This is a genomic window from Streptomyces cyanogenus (assembly GCF_017526105.1).
Taxonomy (GTDB): domain Bacteria; phylum Actinomycetota; class Actinomycetes; order Streptomycetales; family Streptomycetaceae; genus Streptomyces; species Streptomyces cyanogenus.
The window spans coordinates 1,758,167-1,776,093 of the sequence record NZ_CP071839.1 but is presented as its reverse complement, the minus strand read 5'-3'; the positions used below and the strand labels follow the sequence as shown (position 1 = coordinate 1,776,093).

11 protein-coding genes are annotated in these 17,927 nt (G+C 72.6%); 2 read left to right on the top strand and 9 right to left on the bottom strand.

What is annotated here, in order from left to right; translation table 11 throughout:
* Positions 1-7: 7 nt before the first annotated feature.
* Positions 8-886, top strand: coding sequence for a hypothetical protein (locus S1361_RS07840; RefSeq protein ID WP_208031120.1), 879 nt, complete (start codon positions 8-10; stop codon positions 884-886).
* A gap of 71 nt (positions 887-957) precedes the next feature.
* Positions 958-5,601: a coiled-coil domain-containing protein gene (locus S1361_RS07835; RefSeq protein WP_208031119.1), complete on the top strand. Its 4,644-nt coding sequence runs from the start codon at positions 958-960 to the stop codon at positions 5,599-5,601.
* A 7-nt stretch (positions 5,602-5,608) separates the two neighbouring features.
* Here S1361_RS07835 and S1361_RS07830 read toward each other — a convergent pair whose 3' ends face one another.
* From S1361_RS07830 to S1361_RS07790, 9 genes are all read right to left on the bottom strand, one after another.
* Positions 5,609-7,162, bottom strand: a complete 1,554-nt coding sequence (locus tag S1361_RS07830) for a GMC family oxidoreductase (RefSeq protein WP_208031118.1) — start codon at positions 7,160-7,162, stop codon at positions 5,609-5,611.
* Between the two features lie 33 nt (positions 7,163-7,195).
* Positions 7,196-8,764: an APC family permease gene (locus S1361_RS07825; RefSeq protein WP_208031117.1), complete on the bottom strand. Its 1,569-nt coding sequence runs from the start codon at positions 8,762-8,764 to the stop codon at positions 7,196-7,198.
* A 19-nt stretch (positions 8,765-8,783) separates the two neighbouring features.
* Positions 8,784-10,250, bottom strand: a complete 1,467-nt coding sequence (locus S1361_RS07820; protein ID WP_208031116.1) for an aldehyde dehydrogenase family protein — start codon at positions 10,248-10,250, stop codon at positions 8,784-8,786.
* On the bottom strand, positions 10,243-11,388 hold the full coding sequence (locus S1361_RS07815; protein WP_208031115.1) for an aromatic ring-hydroxylating oxygenase subunit alpha: 1,146 nt from the start codon (positions 11,386-11,388) through the stop codon (positions 10,243-10,245). Before S1361_RS07815 ends, S1361_RS07820 begins: the two co-directional genes overlap by 8 nt.
* 11 nt (positions 11,389-11,399) lie before the next feature.
* A complete protein-coding gene (gene solA / locus S1361_RS07810; RefSeq protein WP_208031114.1) occupies positions 11,400-12,590 on the bottom strand; it encodes an N-methyl-L-tryptophan oxidase in 1,191 nt (396 codons plus the stop codon).
* A gap of 10 nt (positions 12,591-12,600) precedes the next feature.
* Positions 12,601-15,063, bottom strand: a complete 2,463-nt coding sequence (locus S1361_RS07805) for a GcvT family protein (protein WP_208031113.1) — start codon at positions 15,061-15,063, stop codon at positions 12,601-12,603.
* 44 nt (positions 15,064-15,107) lie between these two features.
* Positions 15,108-15,734, bottom strand: a complete 627-nt coding sequence (locus S1361_RS07800) for an MBL fold metallo-hydrolase (protein ID WP_208031112.1) — start codon at positions 15,732-15,734, stop codon at positions 15,108-15,110.
* Complete coding sequence (locus S1361_RS07795) at positions 15,731-16,816, bottom strand: S-(hydroxymethyl)mycothiol dehydrogenase (protein ID WP_208031111.1); 1,086 nt, start codon at positions 16,814-16,816, stop codon at positions 15,731-15,733. Before S1361_RS07795 ends, S1361_RS07800 begins: the two co-directional genes overlap by 4 nt.
* 268 nt (positions 16,817-17,084) lie before the next feature.
* A complete protein-coding gene (locus S1361_RS07790) occupies positions 17,085-17,924 on the bottom strand; it encodes an IclR family transcriptional regulator (RefSeq protein WP_208031110.1) in 840 nt (279 codons plus the stop codon).
* Between the last annotated feature and the right edge of the window lie 3 nt (positions 17,925-17,927).

Below are 17,927 nucleotides of genomic sequence, written 5' to 3'. Positions count from 1 at the left end.
CCAACCCGTGACCGAGCACGTCGACCGGAGTGAACCCGAGCCTGCCGCCGCGCCGGCGGGCTCCGCCGTCACCCCCGCCGACGCCGCCGACGCGGCGCGGCTCGTCGCCTTCGGACTACAGCCCAAGCTGGCGCCCGCGCGCGACCAGGAGTACACCGAACTGCTGCGCCGCTACCGTGAGGACCCGGCGTTCGCCCGGCTCGCGGACGCCGTCGCCGCCGGCCTCGGACTCGTCGTGCTGGAGGTGTCCCCGCGCGCGGGCATGGCCGTGACCGCCGCCGAGGACTCGGTCTTCGCCGTCCGCATGGGGGACTACGCGCGTCGCACCGCCGCCGACTCCGCCGACCGCTTCCTGCACGGACTCGCCCATCTCGCGGTCGCCGCGCTCGCGTTCCCACGCCCCGAGGACCTGGCCGACGACTCCTACATCGGCCGGGTCACCGTCAACGGCGTCGACGCCTTCGTGCGGCAGGCCTGCCGCCGCCTGGAGGAGCGCGCCGAGGAGCAGGGCGAGAACACCGACCCGGCGAGCGACGCGCCCGGCCTGGAGGCCGCCTGGCGGATCTGGGCCAGACGCAGCGCCACCGGCGCCACCAAGGACGCCCGCAGGCCGTCCGCCTCCACCACCGGCATCGTCGCGAAGGCCCTGGCCTTCCTCACCGACTCCGGTTTCCTGCAGCGCACCGGCGACGACAACGGCGGCACGTACCGCACCACCGCCCGCTACCAGCTCCAGGTCCGCGACATGGCCGGCAGCGCCGCCCTGGCCGAGCTGCTGGAACTGGGCGTCGTCCCGGTCACCGACGGCACCGCCACCCTGCTGCCCGCCGAGGACACCGACGACCTGGACCTGGTGGCCGACGCGGGACTGCCGTTCCACTCCTGACGCCTGGAGCTCCCGTAGCTCCAGCAACCCCTGAACCACCGCACCTTTCATCAGACTTACGAGAGTCCGCCATGTACGAGCTGTCCCGGGTCCGCCTCTACTCCATCGGTCCCGCCGGTGCGCGCTACGCCGACACCGTGCTGGACCTGCGGGGAGTCGGCGAGCCCGTGCCCGACCCGGCGCCCACGCAGGCGGAGTTCTTCGAGGAGGAGCCGTCCGGTCCGCCGCGCCGGCCCGCGCCCGCGGGCGTGCTGTTCCTGGAGAACGGCGGCGGCAAGTCCGTCCTGCTCAAGCTGATCTTCTCGGTGATGCTGCCGGGCCACCGCAACACCCTCGGCGGCGCCAGCTCGGGCGTGCTGCGCAAGTTCCTGCTCGCCGACGACTGCGGTCACGTGGCCCTGGAGTGGCAGCACGTGCAGACCGGCGAGTGCGTGGTCGTCGGCAAGGTCAGCGAGTGGCGCGGGCGGCAGGTCTCCAACGACCCGCGCAAGTTCGCCGAGGCCTGGTACTCCTTCCGGCCCGGCCCCGGCCTCAGTCTGGACAACCTGCCCGTCGCCGAGTCCACCGCCGTACGGCCGCCCGCCGAGGGCACCTCCGGCGCGCACGGCCGCCGCCGCACCATGAAGGGCTTCCGCGACGCCCTCATGGAGGCCGGCAAGGCGTACCCGCACCTGGAGGTGCACTGGGAGGAGATCCACGAGCGCTGGACCGAGCACCTCGGCGACCTCGGCCTCGACCCCGAACTCTTCCGCTACCAGCGCGAGATGAACGCCGACGAGGGCGAGGCGGCCGGCCTCTTCGCGGTCAAGAAGGACTCCGACTTCACCGACCTGCTGCTGCGCGCGGTCACCGACACCCGCGACACCGACGGCCTGGCCGACCTCGTCAGCGGCTTCGGCAACAAGCTCGGCCGGCGCGCCGAGCTGATCGCCGAACGGGACTTCACTGCCGGCTCCGTCGACCTGCTCGGCCGCATCGTGGAGGCCGCCGAGGCGCGGGCACGCGCGCGTGACGTCCACGCGGGCGCCGAGCGCCGCACCCGCACGCTGGCGCGGCGGCTGTCCGCGCGGGCCGTGCAGGAGCGGATCCGGGCCGCCGACCTCGCCCAGCAGGTGACGGCCGCCGCGTACGCGGTCACGCACTCCGAGGGCGCCCGCGAGCGCAGCGCCCTCATCGCCGCCGAACTCGCCTACCGGCACGCCTCGCTGGCGCTGGCCGCCGCCGAGAAGTCCGCTGCCGCGCAGAAGCGCGAGCTGGCCGACGCCCGCACCCTGCACTCCGCCTGGCAGGCCGCCGAGGTCGTGCTGCGCCACCGTGCCGCCGCCGATCGCGTGGCCCGCGTGTCCGCCGCCATCCAGGAGGCCGAACGGGACGCGGCGCCCGCGCTCGCCGCCCGCGCCAAGGCCGCCGTGGACCTCGTACGGGCCCTGCACGCCGCCGCCGAGAGCGCCGAGGCCCTCGCCAACGAGGAGGAGGAGCGCTCCGCAGCCCTCCAGGAGGTCAGCGACTCCGCCTACCGGGACTCCACCGCCGCCGCCACCGAGGCGCAGCGGGCCCGCAGCGAGGCCGGACACCTGCGTCAGCGGCTCACCGAGGTGGAGCAGGAGACCGCCGAGGCCGTCCGTGCGGGATGGCTGGACGACAGCGCCCCGGACGCCGACCCGGCACGTGCCGCGCTCGCCGCCAGCGACGCCGAGAAGACCGCCGTGGCCGCCTGGGACGCGGCCCGCGAGGCCGCCCGCAAGGCCACCGAGCACGCGCGCGAGGCGGCCTCCGCCGAGTCCCGCGCCGAGCTGACCGCGGCCCGCGCGGCGGACGCGGCGACCGCCGCCGAGCGCGCCCACGAGGCCGAGCGGCGCCTCGCGGAGTCGCTGGCCGCCGAGGAGCGGCTCGCGGAACTGCTGAGCCTGCCGGGCGCGCCCGGGACGGCACGGGTGCCCGCGCCCAGGACGGAAGCGGCCGACGGCACGCGCGCACCGGCCGGCGGCTCCGCCCAGGGCGGCGCTCTCACCCCCGAGGAACTCGACCGTTTCGCCGACGAGTTGCGCGAACTCCTCGACGACGCCGTGTCGACCGCCGAACGGCACCTGTTCGACCTGCGTACGGCCGCCGCCGACGACGCCCGCATCCTCGGCGCGCTCGGTGACGGCGGACTGCTGCCGCCCGGCCCGGATGTGCTGGCCACCGTCGAGTTCCTCGGCGAGCACGGCATCCCGGCCCTGCCCGGCTGGCGTTACCTCGCGCAGGCCGTCGACCCCGCCGACCACGCGCGCGTGCTCGCCGCCCGCCCCGAACTGGTCGACGGTGTGATCATCACCGACCCGGACACGCACGCGCGGGCCCGCGAGGCCCTCGGTGACGCCGCCCTGCTGCCCCGTTCCGCCGTCGCCGTCGGCACCGCCGCAGCGCTGCTCGCCCCGCCCCCGGCCGCGGGCACCGCCGCCGACGTGTTCCTGGTGCCGCCGAACCCGGCCATGCACGACGAGCACGCCGCCGACGAGGAACGCCGGGCGCTGCGCGCGCGGGCCACCGAGCGCGACGAGGAGATCCGCGCCCTCGCCGCCCGCCTCGGCAAGGACCGCGAACTGGCGGCGCGGCTCGCCTCCTGGCGCACCGGCTGCCCCGCCGGGCGCCTCACCGAACTGGCCCGGGCCGCGGAGGAGGCCCGCGCGTTCGCCGAGGAGACCGAGGCCGAACTCGCCGAAGCCCGCACCGTGCGCGTGGAGGCGGACGAGACCGCCGCCGAGGCCGCAGGAATCCGTGACGAACGGCAGGAGGCCGCGCAGAAGGCCCGGCGCGCCGCCGACGCCCTCGCCGGCCTCGCCTTCCGGCTGCGCGAGCGCGCGGGCTGGCAGGTGAAGCTCCGCGAACTCGCCGACGAGGCCGCGGAGTCCGAGGCCCGCGCCCAGGCCTGCCTGGAGCGCGCCCGCGCCGCCGACGAGGACCGCCGCGCCGCCCAGCGCGCCGCCGACGATGCCCGCCGCACCGCGCGCGCCCTGCGCGCCGAGCGCTCCGAGATCGCCGGCGCCCCCGACGACGTACCCGTCGCGGACGACGACGCCCCGAAGGCGTCCCTGCCCGCCCTCCGCGAGGCCTACCGGGCCGCCTCCCAGGTGTACGAGAAGGTCGGCGTCGGCGCCGACCTGCGCGCCGAGCAGGCCCGCGCGGAGAGCGACGAGAGCGCCGCCCGCGCCGAACTGGACCGGCTCAGCAACAAGGTCCGCACCCGGGCCGAGCAGCTGCTCCAGTCGCCCGACGGATCCGACGGGCCCTCCCGGCAGGCCGCCGCCGCGCGCGCGGAGGAGCTGGTGCAGCTCCTGGAGACCCGGATGTCGACCGCGAGCGAGCAGCTCGGCCGGCTGCGCGGCGAGGCGGAACGGCTCGCGCCCGAGGACGGTGCGGCGCACACCGAGCTGCCCGAGGAACTTCTCCCGCGCGACGCCGAGCACGCCCAGGCGCTGCTGCGCACCGCCACGGCCGAACTCGCCGCCCGCACCGAGGCGCTGGCCGAGGCCCGCGAGGCGCACGCGGAGCTGCTGGACGCCCACCGCGCCGCCGAGGACGCGGCCGGCGGCTTCGACGAGATCGCCGCGATGCTCCGCGACCTGCTGCGCGAACACACCGCCGAGGAGGAGCAGGAGGAGCCGGAGCCGTACCCGGGCACCCTGGAGGAGGCCCGGCACTCCGCCGCCGAGGCCCGCCGTTCGCTGCGGGGCTGCGCCGCCGACCTGTCCGCCGCCGAGGCGGCCGTGCGCGAGGCGAGCGACGTCCTCGTCCGGCACGCCAACTCCACCCGCTACGAGCAGGTTCGCACCCCGGCCCGGCAGCAGATCCGCGAACTGCCCGCCTCCGCGCTGCCCGAGCACGCCCAGAAGTGGGCGGACGCGTTCGCGCCCCGGCTGCGCGTCCTGACCGACGAGCTGGCCCAGCTGGAGCGCAACCGCGACTCGATCGTGGACCGGCTGCGCGGACTCGTGGAGTCGGCGCTGGCGACGCTCCGCTCCGCCCAGCGGCTCTCCCGGCTGCCCGAAGGGCTCGGCGAGTGGTCCGGACAGGAGTTCCTGCGCATCCGCTTCGAGGAGCCCGACCAGGCCACGCTGACCGAACGGCTCGGCGAGGTCATCGACGAGGCCACGCGCGCGGCCGTCAAGAAGAACTCCGACCTGCGCCGCGACGGCATGTCCCTGCTGCTGCGCGGTGTCGCGGCGGCGCTCCAGCCGAAGGGCGTGGCCGTCGAGATCCTCAAGCCCGACGCCGTCCTGCGCGCCGAGCGCGTCCCCGTCGGGCAGATGGGCGACGTGTTCTCGGGCGGCCAGCTGCTCACCGCGGCCATCGCCCTGTACTGCACGATGGCCGCGCTGCGCTCGAACGACCGGGGGCGGGACAAGCACCGGCACGCCGGCACGCTGTTCCTGGACAACCCGATCGGCCGCGCCAACGCGACCTACCTGCTGGAGCTCCAGCGGGCCGTCTCCGACGCGCTGGGCGTCCAGCTGCTCTACACCACCGGCCTGTTCGACACGACCGCCCTCGCCGAGTTCCCGCTGGTCATCCGCCTGCGCAACGACGCCGACCTCCGGGCGGGCCTGAAGTACATCAGAGTGGAGGAACACCTCCGGCCCGGACTGCCCCAGCAGCCCCAGGCCGGAGAGACGGTGCACAGCGAAATCACGGCGACGAGGATGTACAAGAAGCCGGCACCGAGCGCCCCGTAGCGGCGGGCTACGAGGCGTCCTCTTTCAGAAGGTCCGCGCACTTCTCGCCGATCATCATCGTCGTGATGCACGGGTTGACGGCGATCAGGTCGGGCATCACCGACCCGTCGGCGACCCGCAGACCCTCGATCCCCTTGACCCGCAGCCGCGCGTCGAGCGGGGCCGAGGGGTCGCCGTCGGCGCCCATCTTGACGGTGCAGGACGGGTGGTAGACGGTGTTGTGCGTCTTGTGGATGTAGTCCAGCAGCTCGTCGTCCGTGCGGACGTCCGGCCCCGGCGCCAGCTCGGCGCCCGCCCAGCCGCTCAGCGCGGGCTGCGCGGCGATACGACGGGCCAGCTTCAGCCCGTACGTCATCACCCGCACATCGTGCTCGTGCGTGAAGTACCTCGGGTCCACCCTGGGCTTGTCCCGGTAGTCCCGCGTCCGCAGCCGTACCGTGCCGCGTGACTTCGCCTTCGTCACGTTGGGGGTGAGGCAGAACGCGTTCTCCGAGGTCGGGTAGCCCCAGCGCGCGGTGTTCATGTCGAACGGCACCGAGCCGTAGTGGAACATCAGGTCGGGCCGGTCCAGGCCGGGCTCGGTGTCATAGAAGATGCCCGCCTCCCACCACTGGCTGGACGTGGTGGTCATCGGCTGCTTCGCCTCCCACATGATCACGCCCTCGGGGTGGTCCTGGAGGTTCTCGCCGACACCGGGGGAGTCCACCACGACCTCGACGCCGACCTCGCGCAGATGCCCGGCCGGGCCGATGCCGGACAGCATCAGCAGCTTCGGGGAGTCGATCGAGCCGCAGGAGACGACCACCTCGCGGCGGGCCCGGACCGTGCGGGTGTGCACCAGGTCGGGGTCCAGGTACTCGGCGCCCACGCACCGCCGGCCCTCCAGCACCAGCTTCCTGGCCCGTACCCCGGTGCGCACGTCCAGGTTCGGGCGCTTGCCCAGGACCGGGTGCAGATAGGCCACGGACGAGGACTGGCGGATGTTGTTCTCGTCGGAGTTGATCTGGAACCAGTTGGCCCCGCGCACCACCGTCCTGCCGGTGTTGAACGGGACCGTCGGTATGCCGGCCTGCGCACACGCCTCCAGCAGGGCGGCGCCGCACGGGTCCCCGCCCTTCAGCGTGCGCAGCTTCACCGGGCCGGTGCGGCCGTGGTGGTCGCCGGGCGCGTCGTTGTTCTCCAGGCGCCGGTAGAGCGGGAACAGGTCGGCCGCGCTCCAGCCCGTACACCCCTGGGCTGCCCAGTCGTCCAGGTCCTCCGCGGGCGCCCAGAAGGCGATACAGGAGTTGTGCGACGAACAGCCGCCCAGCACCTTCGCGCGCGCGTGCCGCATGAAGCTGTTGCCGCTGTTCTGCGGTTCGACCGGGTAGTCCCAGTCGTAGCCGGACTCCAGCAGCCCCATCCACCGCTCCAGCCTGAGGACGTCGTCGTCGCCGACGTCGCTGGGGCCCGCCTCCAGCACGCACACCGTCACCGAGGGGTCCTCGGAGAGCCGGGCGGCCACGACGTTGCCCGCGGTGCCGCCGCCGACCACGACGTAGTCGAACTCATCGATGCTCATGTGACCTCCAGGTCAGCCGGAATCGGGGCGGAATCACTCGGCCGTCGGAGTGGCGAGGGGAGCGGCCGGGGCGGGGGCGGTGTCCAGGCGGTGCTCGGCGAGCACGCCGGTGCGGTGCCGCTGGACGCACCAGTAGTAGACGAAGCCGCCGCCCGCGATGACCGCGACGAAGAGGACGGCGCCCCAGCGCAGGTACCAGTGGTACGGCGCCGAGGCGTTGTAGACCGAGGCGCGCGGCCAGATCAGGTTCACCGTCATGGCCGCGCCCCACACCACCGCGACGATGTTGACGAGCAGTCCCCAGCGGCCCAGCGAGAACCTGCCCTCGCCCGCGGGCTGCCACCGTCCGCGCAGCCGGGCCACCAGCATCGGCCCGGTGACGCCCAGATAGGCGAGGTAGATCATGACAATGCCGATGCTGGTGACGACGGTGAAGATCTGCGGCTGGCGGATGTTGACCACGAGGATCGCCAGCGCCAGCACACCGATGATCACGGCCGGCAGCACCGGGGTCTGGAAGCGCGGGCTGACCCGGGCCATCAGTGAGGACGCCGGCAGGTTGTTGTCCCGGGCCATCGCGAACGCCAGCCGGATCGCCGCCGTGTGCACGGCCAGCGCGCAGACCGTGACCGCGATCAGCACGCACCACAGCATCGCCTTGCCGGCCGTCGGGCCGAGCACGTCGAGCACGACGTACTGGAGGCCGTCGGTGGACAGCTTGTCGCCCTTGAGGCTGGAGACGCTCATGAGCGCCAGCAACAGGACCAGACCGCCCAGGACGAACGAGGCGACGATCGCCCGGATGATCGCGCGCGGGGCGTTCCGGGACGGGTCGAGGGACTCCTCGCCGAGCGAGGCGGCGGTGTCGAATCCGTACATGACGTACGCCGAGGCCAGCGAGGCCACCAGGAAGGCGCCGAGGTAACCCGTTGAGTAGCCCGATCCCGTGTGGTTCGTCTGCATGACGACTTGAGGACCACGGGTGATGTGGACGGCGAACAGGATGATCAATACAACGGTCGCGATCAACTCGATGAATACACCCGCTGTGTTGATCGTGGCCATCAGCTTGACGCCGAACGCATTGACCAGCGTGGTGAACAGGATCAACACGGCGGCGAGGACGACCGCGTTGGTCGCCACGTCGTACTTGCCCGTGCCGTCCCCCACGAACTGGAACACCGACGAGATCTGCGGCAGCGTCAGCTGGTAGGCCAGCGCGACCGCCGAGATGGACACGATGGACGCGATCAGCATCATCCATCCGGCGAGCCAGCCGAGATGCGGATTGCCGATCTTCTTGGACCAGTTGTAGACCGAGCCGGCCACCGGGTAGCGGGCGGCCAGTTCGGCGAAGCACAGGGCCACCATGAACTGGCCGACGAACACCATCGGCCACGACCACCAGTAGGCCGGACCGCCGCTGCCGTAGCCGAAGTAGAACAGCTGGAAGGTGCCCGTCAGGATCGAGATGTAGCTGATCCCAGCGGCGAAGGTGTGGAAGTTGCCGAGGGTGCGCTTGAGTTCGGGTCTGTAGCCGAACTCGGCGAGTTCGGCGTCGTCCTGGTGGTGGGGGCCTGGCGATTGCTCGGTGGTCGTCATGAGAGGACTCCTCTGGCTGTCAGTCGAACCAGCCCTGCGCTGCCGGCGCCGTGTTGCGCCAGATGTGTTTCGTCTCGCGGTACTCGGCGAGCCCCGCCGGTCCGAGTTCGCGTCCGAACCCGGACTGCTTGTAACCACCCCACTCGGCCTGCGGCACGTACGGGTGGTAGTCGTTGATCCAGACCGTGCCGAGCCGCAGCCGCCCCGCGACCCGCGCGGCCCGCGCCTCGTCGCCGGTCCATACGGCGCCGGCGAGGCCGTAGACGGTGTCGTTGGCGAGCCGGACGGCCTCCTCCTCGGAGCTGAACCGTTCCACCGTCAGCACCGGTCCGAAGGACTCCTCCCGGACGACCGACATGCCGCTCGTACACTCGTCCAGGACGGTCGGCAGGTAGTAGAAGCCCTCGTCGTAGCCGGGACCGGAGGGGCGGGCCCCGCCGCAGCGCAGCACCGCGCCCTCCGTGAGCCCCCGCGCCACGTACGCCTCGACCTTGGCCCGGTGCGCCGCCGAGATCAGCGGTCCGGTCTGCGCCCGCTCGTCGAACGGCCCGCCGAGCCGGATTTCCCCGGCCCGCCGTACCACCTCGTCCACGAACCGGTCGTGCAGCGCGTCCTCGACCAGCAGCCGGGCCCCGGCGGAGCACACCTGGCCCGAGTGCAGGAAGACGGCGGTCAGCGCCATGTCGACCGCCGCCTCGAAGCCGGCGTCCGCGAAGACGATGTTGGGGTTCTTCCCGCCGAGTTCGAGCGCCACCTTCTTCACCGTGCCGGCCGCCGCCGCCATCAGCCGGCGGCCGGTCTGCAGACCGCCGGTGAAGGAGACCAGGTCGACGTCCGGGTGGTCGGCGAGCGGGGCGCCCGCCTCCGGACCGGCGCCCAGCACCAGATTGGCCACACCCGGCGGCAGCCCCGCCTCCGCCAGCAGCCGGACCAGGTGGATCGCGGTGTGCGGGGTCAGTTCACTGGGCTTCAGCACGAAGGTGTTCCCGGCGGCGAGCGCGGGGGCGACCTTCCACGCGGTCTGCAGCAGCGGGTAGTTCCAGGGCGTGATCAGGGCGCAGACGCCGGCCGGCTCGTACACCACCCGGCTGTCCACGTCCGGCCGCCCGGTGTCGATCACCCGGCCCGTCTCGCTCGCCACCAGCCGCCCGAAGTAGCGGAAACAGTTGACGACATCGTCGATGTCGTACGCACTCTCCACCAGCCGCTTGCCCGTGTCCAGGGACTCCGCGCGGGCCAGGGCCTCCTGGTCCCGGGCGAGCAGGTCCGCGACCCGCAGCAGCAGGTCGCCGCGCTCCTCGGCGGGCGTACGCGGCCAGGGGCCGGTGTCGAAGGCGCGCCGGGCTGCCGCGACGGCCTCCACGGTGTCCTTGCCGCCGGCCTCGTCCACGACCCCCACCAGGGAGCCGTCGGCGGGACAGCGGATCTCCCGGGTGCGCTCGTCCAGGGCGCCCCGCCACTCGCCGTCGATGAACAGGTCAGGCATGGGCTTCCCCCAGCCGGTCCAGGAGCCACGTGTGGAAGAGGCCGATGTGGTGCTCGTTCGGGACCAGCACCCCGCCCCGGCGGTACGCGCGCGAGGACATCGCCGGCTGGGTGCGCTCGCACGCCTCGAAGTCCTGGACGTTGACGCGGTGGAACAGCTCCACGGACTTCGACACGTCCGCGCCCGAGGCCACCACCTCCGGTGCGTACAGCCAGTCGCACTCCACCACCGTGCGGTCCTCGGCCAGCGGGAACATGCGGTGCAGGATCACGTGGTCCGGGACGAGGTTGACGAACACGGTCGGCTTGACGGTGATCGCGTAGTAGCGGCGGTCCTGGTCGGCGCTCACCTCCGGCAGCTTGGCGAAGCCCTCGCTGCCGTCCACCGTGAAGCCCTTGATCTCCGTACCGAACTCCGCGCCGTGGCCGACGTAGTACTGGGCGGCGTAGCCGTCGGCGAACTCCGGGAGCACCTCGGTGAGTTCGGGGTGGATCGTCGCGCAGTGGTAGCACTCCATGAAGTTCTCGACGATCAGCTTCCAGTTGGCCCGCACGTCGTAGGTGATGCGCTTGCCCAGGGCCAGCCGCTCGGTGCCGTAGTGCTCGATGGCGGCTGCGTCGCCGAGCCGTTCCACGGCCGCGTCCATCACCGTGTCCTCGAAGGAGGGCGGTTCGTCGGCCAGGCAGACCCAGGCGTAGCCGAGCCACTCGCGCAGCGCCACCTTGATCAACCCGTACTCGACCCGGTCGACATCGGGCATCTTGATCAAGTTGGGTGCGGCGATCAACTTGCCGTCAAGGTCGTACGTCCATGCGTGGTACGGGCACTGGAGGCTGCGCCGCACCTCGCCTGACTCCTCGGTGCACAGCCGCGCCCCGCGGTGCCGGCACACGTTGAGGAAGGCGCGCAGCTCTCCGGTGCGGGTCCGCGTGATGATGACGTTCTCGCGGCCCACCTGGACCGTGCGGAAGGCGCCCGGCTTGTCCAGATCGCCGCTGCGGACGGCGCAGAACCACATCGACTCGAACAGCTTCTCCTGCTCCAGCCGGAAGACCCCCGGGTCGGTGTAGTAGTGGCCCGGAAGGGTCGCGATGAGGCTCGGGGAAACGGGGCTCGGGGAGATCGGGATCGTCGTCACGGGCGGGCTCCTCAGGCGGGCGCGGCGGCGGTGGTGGTCGCCCCGCTCGAGTGCGGTCGAGCGTGCGGGCGGGCGGGGTCGAACAGGCCGATCGGATGCGCGGTGGAACCGGTGAGCGCCAGGTCGGCCAGGATCTCGCCGACGACCGGCACGAACTTGAACCCGTGCCCGGAGAAGCCGCAGGCCACGGTCACCGACCCGGAGTGCGCGGGGTGCCGGGCGATCACGAAGTGCTCGTCCGGGGTGTTGGAGTACATGCAGGTCGCGGCCTTGAGGAAGGTGCCGGGCAGGTCCGGGATGCAGCGGGACATGTGGTCCGCCATGGCCCGGATCTCGTCCTCGTGCACCGTCCGGTCGATGGTCTCCGGAGTCGTCTCCTGCCCCTTGCGGAAGAAGGCGACCTTGGCGCCCAGCTCCGGGCCGTCGATGGCCGGGAAGCCGTAGACCTGCACGCCGGCCGCGTCCTCCCAGATGTAGACCGGGTGGTGCTCCGGCCGGAACGGCTCGGTGCCTCCCTTCGGCTGGAACCAGTACATGACCTGCCGCTCGATGGTGAACGGCACCCCGAGGTCGGAGAGCAGCCGAGGCGCCCAGGCGCCGGGGCAGATCACCAGCTGCCCGGCCGTGTAGGTGTTCTCGGCCGTGTGCACGCGCACTCCGTCCCGGTACGGCTCCCAGCGCTGCACCGGCTCCTCGAAGTGCAGGTCGGCGCCCTGCCGGGTGGCCAGCTGGAGGTGTGCGGCGACCATGTTCTCCGGCCGGACCAGGCCCGCCTTCGCCTCGTACAGGGCGACTTCGCCGTCGTAGGGGTTGAGTGTGGGAAAGCGGCGGCGGATCTCCTTGGCGTCGAGCATCTCGTGGGGCAGGTCCCACTCGGTGGCCGAGCGCAGGGCACCGGAGACGGTCCGCGACCCGGGCGGGCCTACCATCAGGCCACCCGACAGGACCGCGATGTCCCGGCCGGTGGCCCGTTCCAGGTCCTCGTACAGCTCGTAGGCGCGCAGCAGCAGCGGCACGTAGGCCGGGTCCTCGAAGTACGACTGCCGGGTGACGCGTGATCCGCCGTGGCTGGAGCCGCGGTTGTGGACCGGGCCGAACTTCTCCAGGCCCAGGACACGGGCGCCGCGCGCGGACAGGTGGTGGGCGGCGGCGCTGCCCATGCCGCCGAGTCCGATGACGATGACGTCGTAAGACGGTGACACGGGGCGCCTCCTAGCGACGGATGCGGGTCATCTTCGGGTCGAACAGCGGCTCGTCGGCGACGGTCGCCGGGACCTTCTGGCCGAAGTACTCGACGTGCACGCCGGTACCGGCGGAGAGCCCGGCCGGCAGCCAGGCGTACGCGACGCAGCGGCCCAGCGTGTAGCCGTACGACGCGCTGGTCACGTAACCGGCCGGGGCGCCGTCGACATGGACCGGTTCCTTGCCGAGGACCACGGCGGCGGGGTCGTCCAGCAGGAGCGGGGTGAGCCGGCGGGAGGGTTCTCCGGCCCGCTGGAGCGCCGCCCTGCCGACGAAGTCCTCCTTGTCCATGCGGACGGCGAAACCGAGGCCGGCCTCGAACGGGGTGTGCTCGTCGGTCATGTCGGTGCCCCAGGCGCGGTAGCCCTTCTCCAGGCGCAGGGAGTTGAAGGCGGAGCGGCCCGCGGCGACCACGCCCAGCTCCTGTCCGGCCTCCCACAGCGTGTCCCAGAGCCTCAGGCCCAGGTCCGCGGTGGTGTACAGCTCCCAGCCCAGCTCGCCGACGTAGCTCAGCCGCATCGCCGTCACGGGCACGTGTCCGACGTGGGTCTGCTTCGCCCGGAAGTAGCCGAAGCCCTCGTGGGAGAAGTCGTCGGCGGTCAGGGGCTGGACGAGGGCGCGGGCGAGGGGCCCCCAGACCCCGATGCAGCAGGTGCCGGAGGTGATGTCGCGGACCTGCACGCCGTCGGGCGCGTGGCGGAGCAGCCGGTCCAGGTCGGCGGGGGAGTTGGCGCCGATCTGGAAGCGGTCGGGGGCGAGACGGGCGACCGTGAGATCGGAGCGGACGCCCCCGGTCTCGTCGAGGAGCAGGGTGTAGGTGACGGCTCCGGGCTTCTTGCGGAGGTTGTTCGTGGTCATGCGGTCGAGGAAGGCGAGCGCGCCGGGGCCGGTGACCTCCAGGCGGCGCAGCGGGGTCATGTCGTACAGGGCGACCGCCTCGCGGGTGGCCTTCGCCTCGGCGGCGGCGATGGGCGACCAGTAGCGGGCCGACCAGGCGTCGCGCTCGGGGAGGCCGTCGAGGGCGTCCACGAGCGGGGCGTTCGCCTCGTACCAGTGCGGGCGTTCCCAGCCGTTGCCCTCCAGGAAGACGGCGCCGAGCTGCTGCTGGCGGGCGTGGAAGGGGCTGACGCGGAGGGGGCGGGGCTGTTCCATCGGCTGGAGGGGGTGCAGGACGTCGTACACCTCGACGAACTGCTGTGAACCGCGTTCACGGACGTACGACGGTGAACGCTGCGCTTCCTCGAATCGCGTGAGGTCGCACTCGTGCACGTCGACGGCCGGCCTGCCGTCCACCATCCACTCGGCCACCGCCTTCGCCACCCCGGCCGAGTGGGTCACCCAGGCCGCCTCGGCCAGCCAGAAGCCCCGCAGCCGCCGGTCCTCTCCGAGCAGCGGCATACCGTCCGGCGTGAAGGAGAAGACGCCGTTGAACCCGGTCTCGATCTCCGACTCCCGCAGCGCGGGCAGCAGCCGCCGACAGTCCTCCCAGCTCGGTGCCCAGTCCTCGGGGGTGAAGGGGTACGAGGACGGCATCTCCATGTCCCGGGCGCGTGCCTCGTCGTACCCGAGGACCGCGAACGGATCCACCGGCATCGGGCGGTGCGCGTAGGAGCCGATCCCGAGGCGGTCGGTGTGCTCGCGGAAGTACAGGTCACGGTCCTGGAAGCGGAGGATGGGCCGCGTCGCCTCGGCCGTGGCGCCGCTCAGTTCGGGCAGCGGCCGGGTCTTCGTGTACTGGTGCGCGAGGGGTTGCAGCGGTACGTCGATGCCCGCCATGCGGCCGATCACCGGGCCCCAGAAGCCGGCCGCCGAGACGATGTGGTCGGCCGGGAAGGTGCCCCGGTCGGTGACGACGGCGGTGACCCGGCCGTCCTGCTGCTCGATGCCGGTGACCGTGTGCCGGTCCAGGAAGCGGGCGCCGCGCGCGGTGGCGCGGTCCATCTGGGCGCGGGCCGCGAGCAGGGCCCGGGCCAGACCGTCGTCCGGGGTGTGGAAGCCGCCGAGGACCACCGACTCGTCCAGCAGCGGCCAGAGTTCCTTGCACCGGACCGTGCTCACGACCTCGCCGCGGATGCCCCAGGCGGCCGCGTAGCCGGCCCTGCGGTGCAGCTCGGCCAGGCGTTCCGGGGTGGTCGCGAGTTCCAGGCCGCCGACCTGCTGGAAGCAGGAGACGCCGTCGGCTTCGAGGGAGCGGAACTTCTCGACGGTGTACCGGGCGAACTCCGAGAGGGTCTTGGACGGACTGGTCTGGAAGACGAGTCCGGGGGCGTGCGAGGTGGAGCCGCCCGGGGCGGGCAGGGGGCCCTGTTCGAGGACGGTGACGTCCGTCCAGCCGCGGGCGGTCAGTTCGTCGGCCAGGGAGCAGCCGACGATGCCGGCGCCGATGACGACGACGCGGGGCCCCTGGGACCCTTTTTCGGGGGTGCTGGACATGCCCCTCCTTGTGGTGGCGGGGAAGGCAGGTGGCGGGGAACCGCTCAGGCGGTCGGGACGTTCGGCCGCTCGGCGGCGATCGTCGTGTCCGGGCCGTGGCCGGTGTGGACGACGGTGCTGCCCGGCAGGGTCAGCAGCCGTGCGCGGAGGGACGCCTCGATGGCCGGGCGGTCGGAGTAGGAGCGGCCGGTGGCGCCGGGGCCGCCGTGGAAGAGGGTGTCACCGGTGAAGACGGTGTTCAGGAAGGGGGCGTGGAGCGAGCAGCTGCCCCAGGTGTGGCCCGGAGTGTGGATCACCCGGAGTTCGATGCCGGCCACCGTGAGGATCCGGCCGTCCCTCAGCTCGCCGTCGGGCTTGCGGCCGGGGTGGGTGAGCGACCACAGCTCGGTGTCGTCGGGGTGCAGGAGTACGGGCGCGCCGGTCAGGTCGGAGAGCGCGGGCGCCGCGTCGATGTGGTCGTCGTGCGCGTGGGTGCAGACGACGGCGGTGACCCGGCGGCCGGCGGTGGCCCGGTGGATCGCCTCGGCGTCGTGGGCGGCGTCGACCACCAGCACCTCCGCGTCGTCACCGATCAGCCAGACGTTGTTGTCGACGTCGAAGGTCTCTCCGTCGAGGGTGAACGTGCCCGAGGTGACGACGCGTTCGACGCGCACCGCCCCGTGGACGCTCACAGGACCACCACCGAGCGCAGTACCTCACCGCGGTGCATCTTGCCGAACGCCTCCTCCACCTGGTCCAGGGCGATCGTCTCGGACACGAACGCGTTGAGGTCGAGCAGGCCGTAGAGGTACTGGTCGATCAGGAACGGGAAGTCCCGGCTCGGCAGACAGTCGCCGTACCAGGAGGACTTGATGGCGCCGCCGCGCGAGAAGACGTCGATCAGCGGGAGTTCCACCTTCATCTCCGGGGCGGGGACGCCGACCTGGACCAGCAGCCCCGCGTGGTCGCGCATGTGGAAGGCCTGCAGGAAGGTTTCGGGGCGGCCCACCGCGTCGATCGCGATGTCCACGCCGTGGCCGTCGGTCAGCTCCCGGACCGCCTCGACGGGGTCGGTGCCCCGCGAGTTGACGGTGTGCGTGGCACCGAACTTCTCCGCCTGGTCCAGTTTCCGGTCGTCGATGTCGACGGCGATCACCTTCATGGCGCCGTTCAGACAGGCGCCCGCGATGGCCGCGTTGCCGACGCCGCCGCAGCCGATGACGGCGACCGAGTCGCCCCGGCCGACGTTGCCCGTGTTGACCGCCGCGCCGTAGCCCGCCATCACCCCGCAGCCGATGAGACCGGCCGCCTCGGGCCGGGCGGCGGGGTCGATCCTGACCGCCTGGCCCGCCGCCACCAGCGTCTTCTCGGCGAACGCGCCGATGCCGAGCGCGTTGCTGAGCGGGGTGCCGTCCAGCAGCGTCATGGGCTGGGTGGCGTTGCGGGAGTCGAAGCAGTACCAGGGCCGGCCGCGGCGGCAGGAACGGCAGCTGCCGCACGGCGCCCGCCAGGCCAGGACGACGTAGTCGCCGGGCTTGAGATCGGTGACCCCCGGACCGACCGCCTCGACGGTGCCGGCCGCCTCGTGGCCGAGCAGGAACGGGAAGTCGTCGGTGATCGCGCCCTCCCGGTAGTGGAGATCCGTGTGGCACACCCCGCAGGCCTGCACGTCGACGAGCACCTCACCGGGCCCCGGATCGGGGACGACGATCGTCCGCACCTCCACGGGTGCGCCCTTCTTCACAGCGACTACGGCACGGACCTCGTGTGGCACGACAAGCTCCTCTGCTGTTGCGCATTGCACGATGGGTTGCGCGATGGGGAACATATTGAGAACGGCGTCACGGGGCCGTCAAGGGGTGCGCGTTAACCCTTGGCAAAAGGAATCTGCGGGGCGAAACCTCTCGGACACACGACGGCGCGGGACCGGGAAGTCCCGGTCCCGCGCCCTTGGTCGCGGTGTGCGGTTGCCGTGTCCCCTGCCGGATCACGGGTGCGCGGGAGGCCGGCCTGATCCGCCCGGCCCGGGCGCTCGGTCTCGGTCAGAAGCCGTACCCCATCCGCCGGGACAGTTCGGCACCCGCGGCGACCGTGCGTTTGGCCACCTCCGGGAGGCGGTCCGCGTTGAGCCGGTACACCGGTCCGGAGACGCTGATCGCCGCGATCACCTTGCCGTCGTGCGCGCGCACCGGTGCCGCGACGGCCGCGAGCCCCAGCTCCAGCTCCTCGATCGTGACGCCGTAGCCCTGCCCGACCACGGCCTCCAGCTCGGCGCGCAGCATCGCCGCGCCGGTGATCGTACGGTCCGTGAACCGCGGCAGCGGCCGTGCCAGCAGGCCCTCGCGCAGGGTCGGCGGCAGGTGCGCGAGCAGCACCTTGCCGCTGGAGGTGGCGTGCAGCGGGGTGCGTCTGCCCAGCCAGTTCTGCGCGGTCACGGACGCGGTGCCGCGGGCCTGCATGATGTTGACCGCCGCGTCGTCGTCGAGCACGGCGATGTTGACCGTCTCGCCCAGCTCGTCGGCGACCTCCCGGCAGACCGGGACGCCCTCCTGGGAGATGTCGAGACGCACTGCCGCCGCCCCCGCCAGACGCAGTACGCCGGCCCCCAGGTAGTACTTCCCGCGGTCCTTGGCCTGGGCCACCAGGCCGCGGTTCTCTAGGACGCCGAGCAGCCGGAACGCCGTGGACTTGTGCACGTCCAGCTCCTCGGCGATCTCGGTGACGCCCGCCTCGCCGTGCCGGGCGAGGATCTCCAGCACGCTCACGGCGCGGTCCACCGACTGCACCGCGCCGGCCGCGCCGCGGCCGCTCTGCCTCTCCGGGGCCCCTGGGTTCTCCGTGGTCTCCTCGCTGCGGTCAGACTGCTTCTGCGTGCGGGTCATGGC

What these genes read in the sequence shown, in the direction of transcription:
- S1361_RS07790 (WP_208031110.1), bottom strand. Translation starts at nt 17,924, where the DNA reads ATGACCCGCACGCAGAAGCAGTCTGACCGCAGCGAGGAGACCACGGAG.
- S1361_RS07805 (WP_208031113.1), bottom strand. Translation starts at nt 15,063, where the DNA reads ATGTCCAGCACCCCCGAAAAAGGGTCCCAGGGGCCCCGCGTCGTCGTC.
- S1361_RS07820 (WP_208031116.1), bottom strand. Translation starts at nt 10,250, where the DNA reads ATGCCTGACCTGTTCATCGACGGCGAGTGGCGGGGCGCCCTGGACGAG.
- S1361_RS07830 (WP_208031118.1), bottom strand. Translation starts at nt 7,162, where the DNA reads ATGAGCATCGATGAGTTCGACTACGTCGTGGTCGGCGGCGGCACCGCG.
- S1361_RS07825 (WP_208031117.1), bottom strand. Translation starts at nt 8,764, where the DNA reads ATGACGACCACCGAGCAATCGCCAGGCCCCCACCACCAGGACGACGCC.
- S1361_RS07835 (WP_208031119.1), top strand. Translation starts at nt 958, where the DNA reads ATGTACGAGCTGTCCCGGGTCCGCCTCTACTCCATCGGTCCCGCCGGT.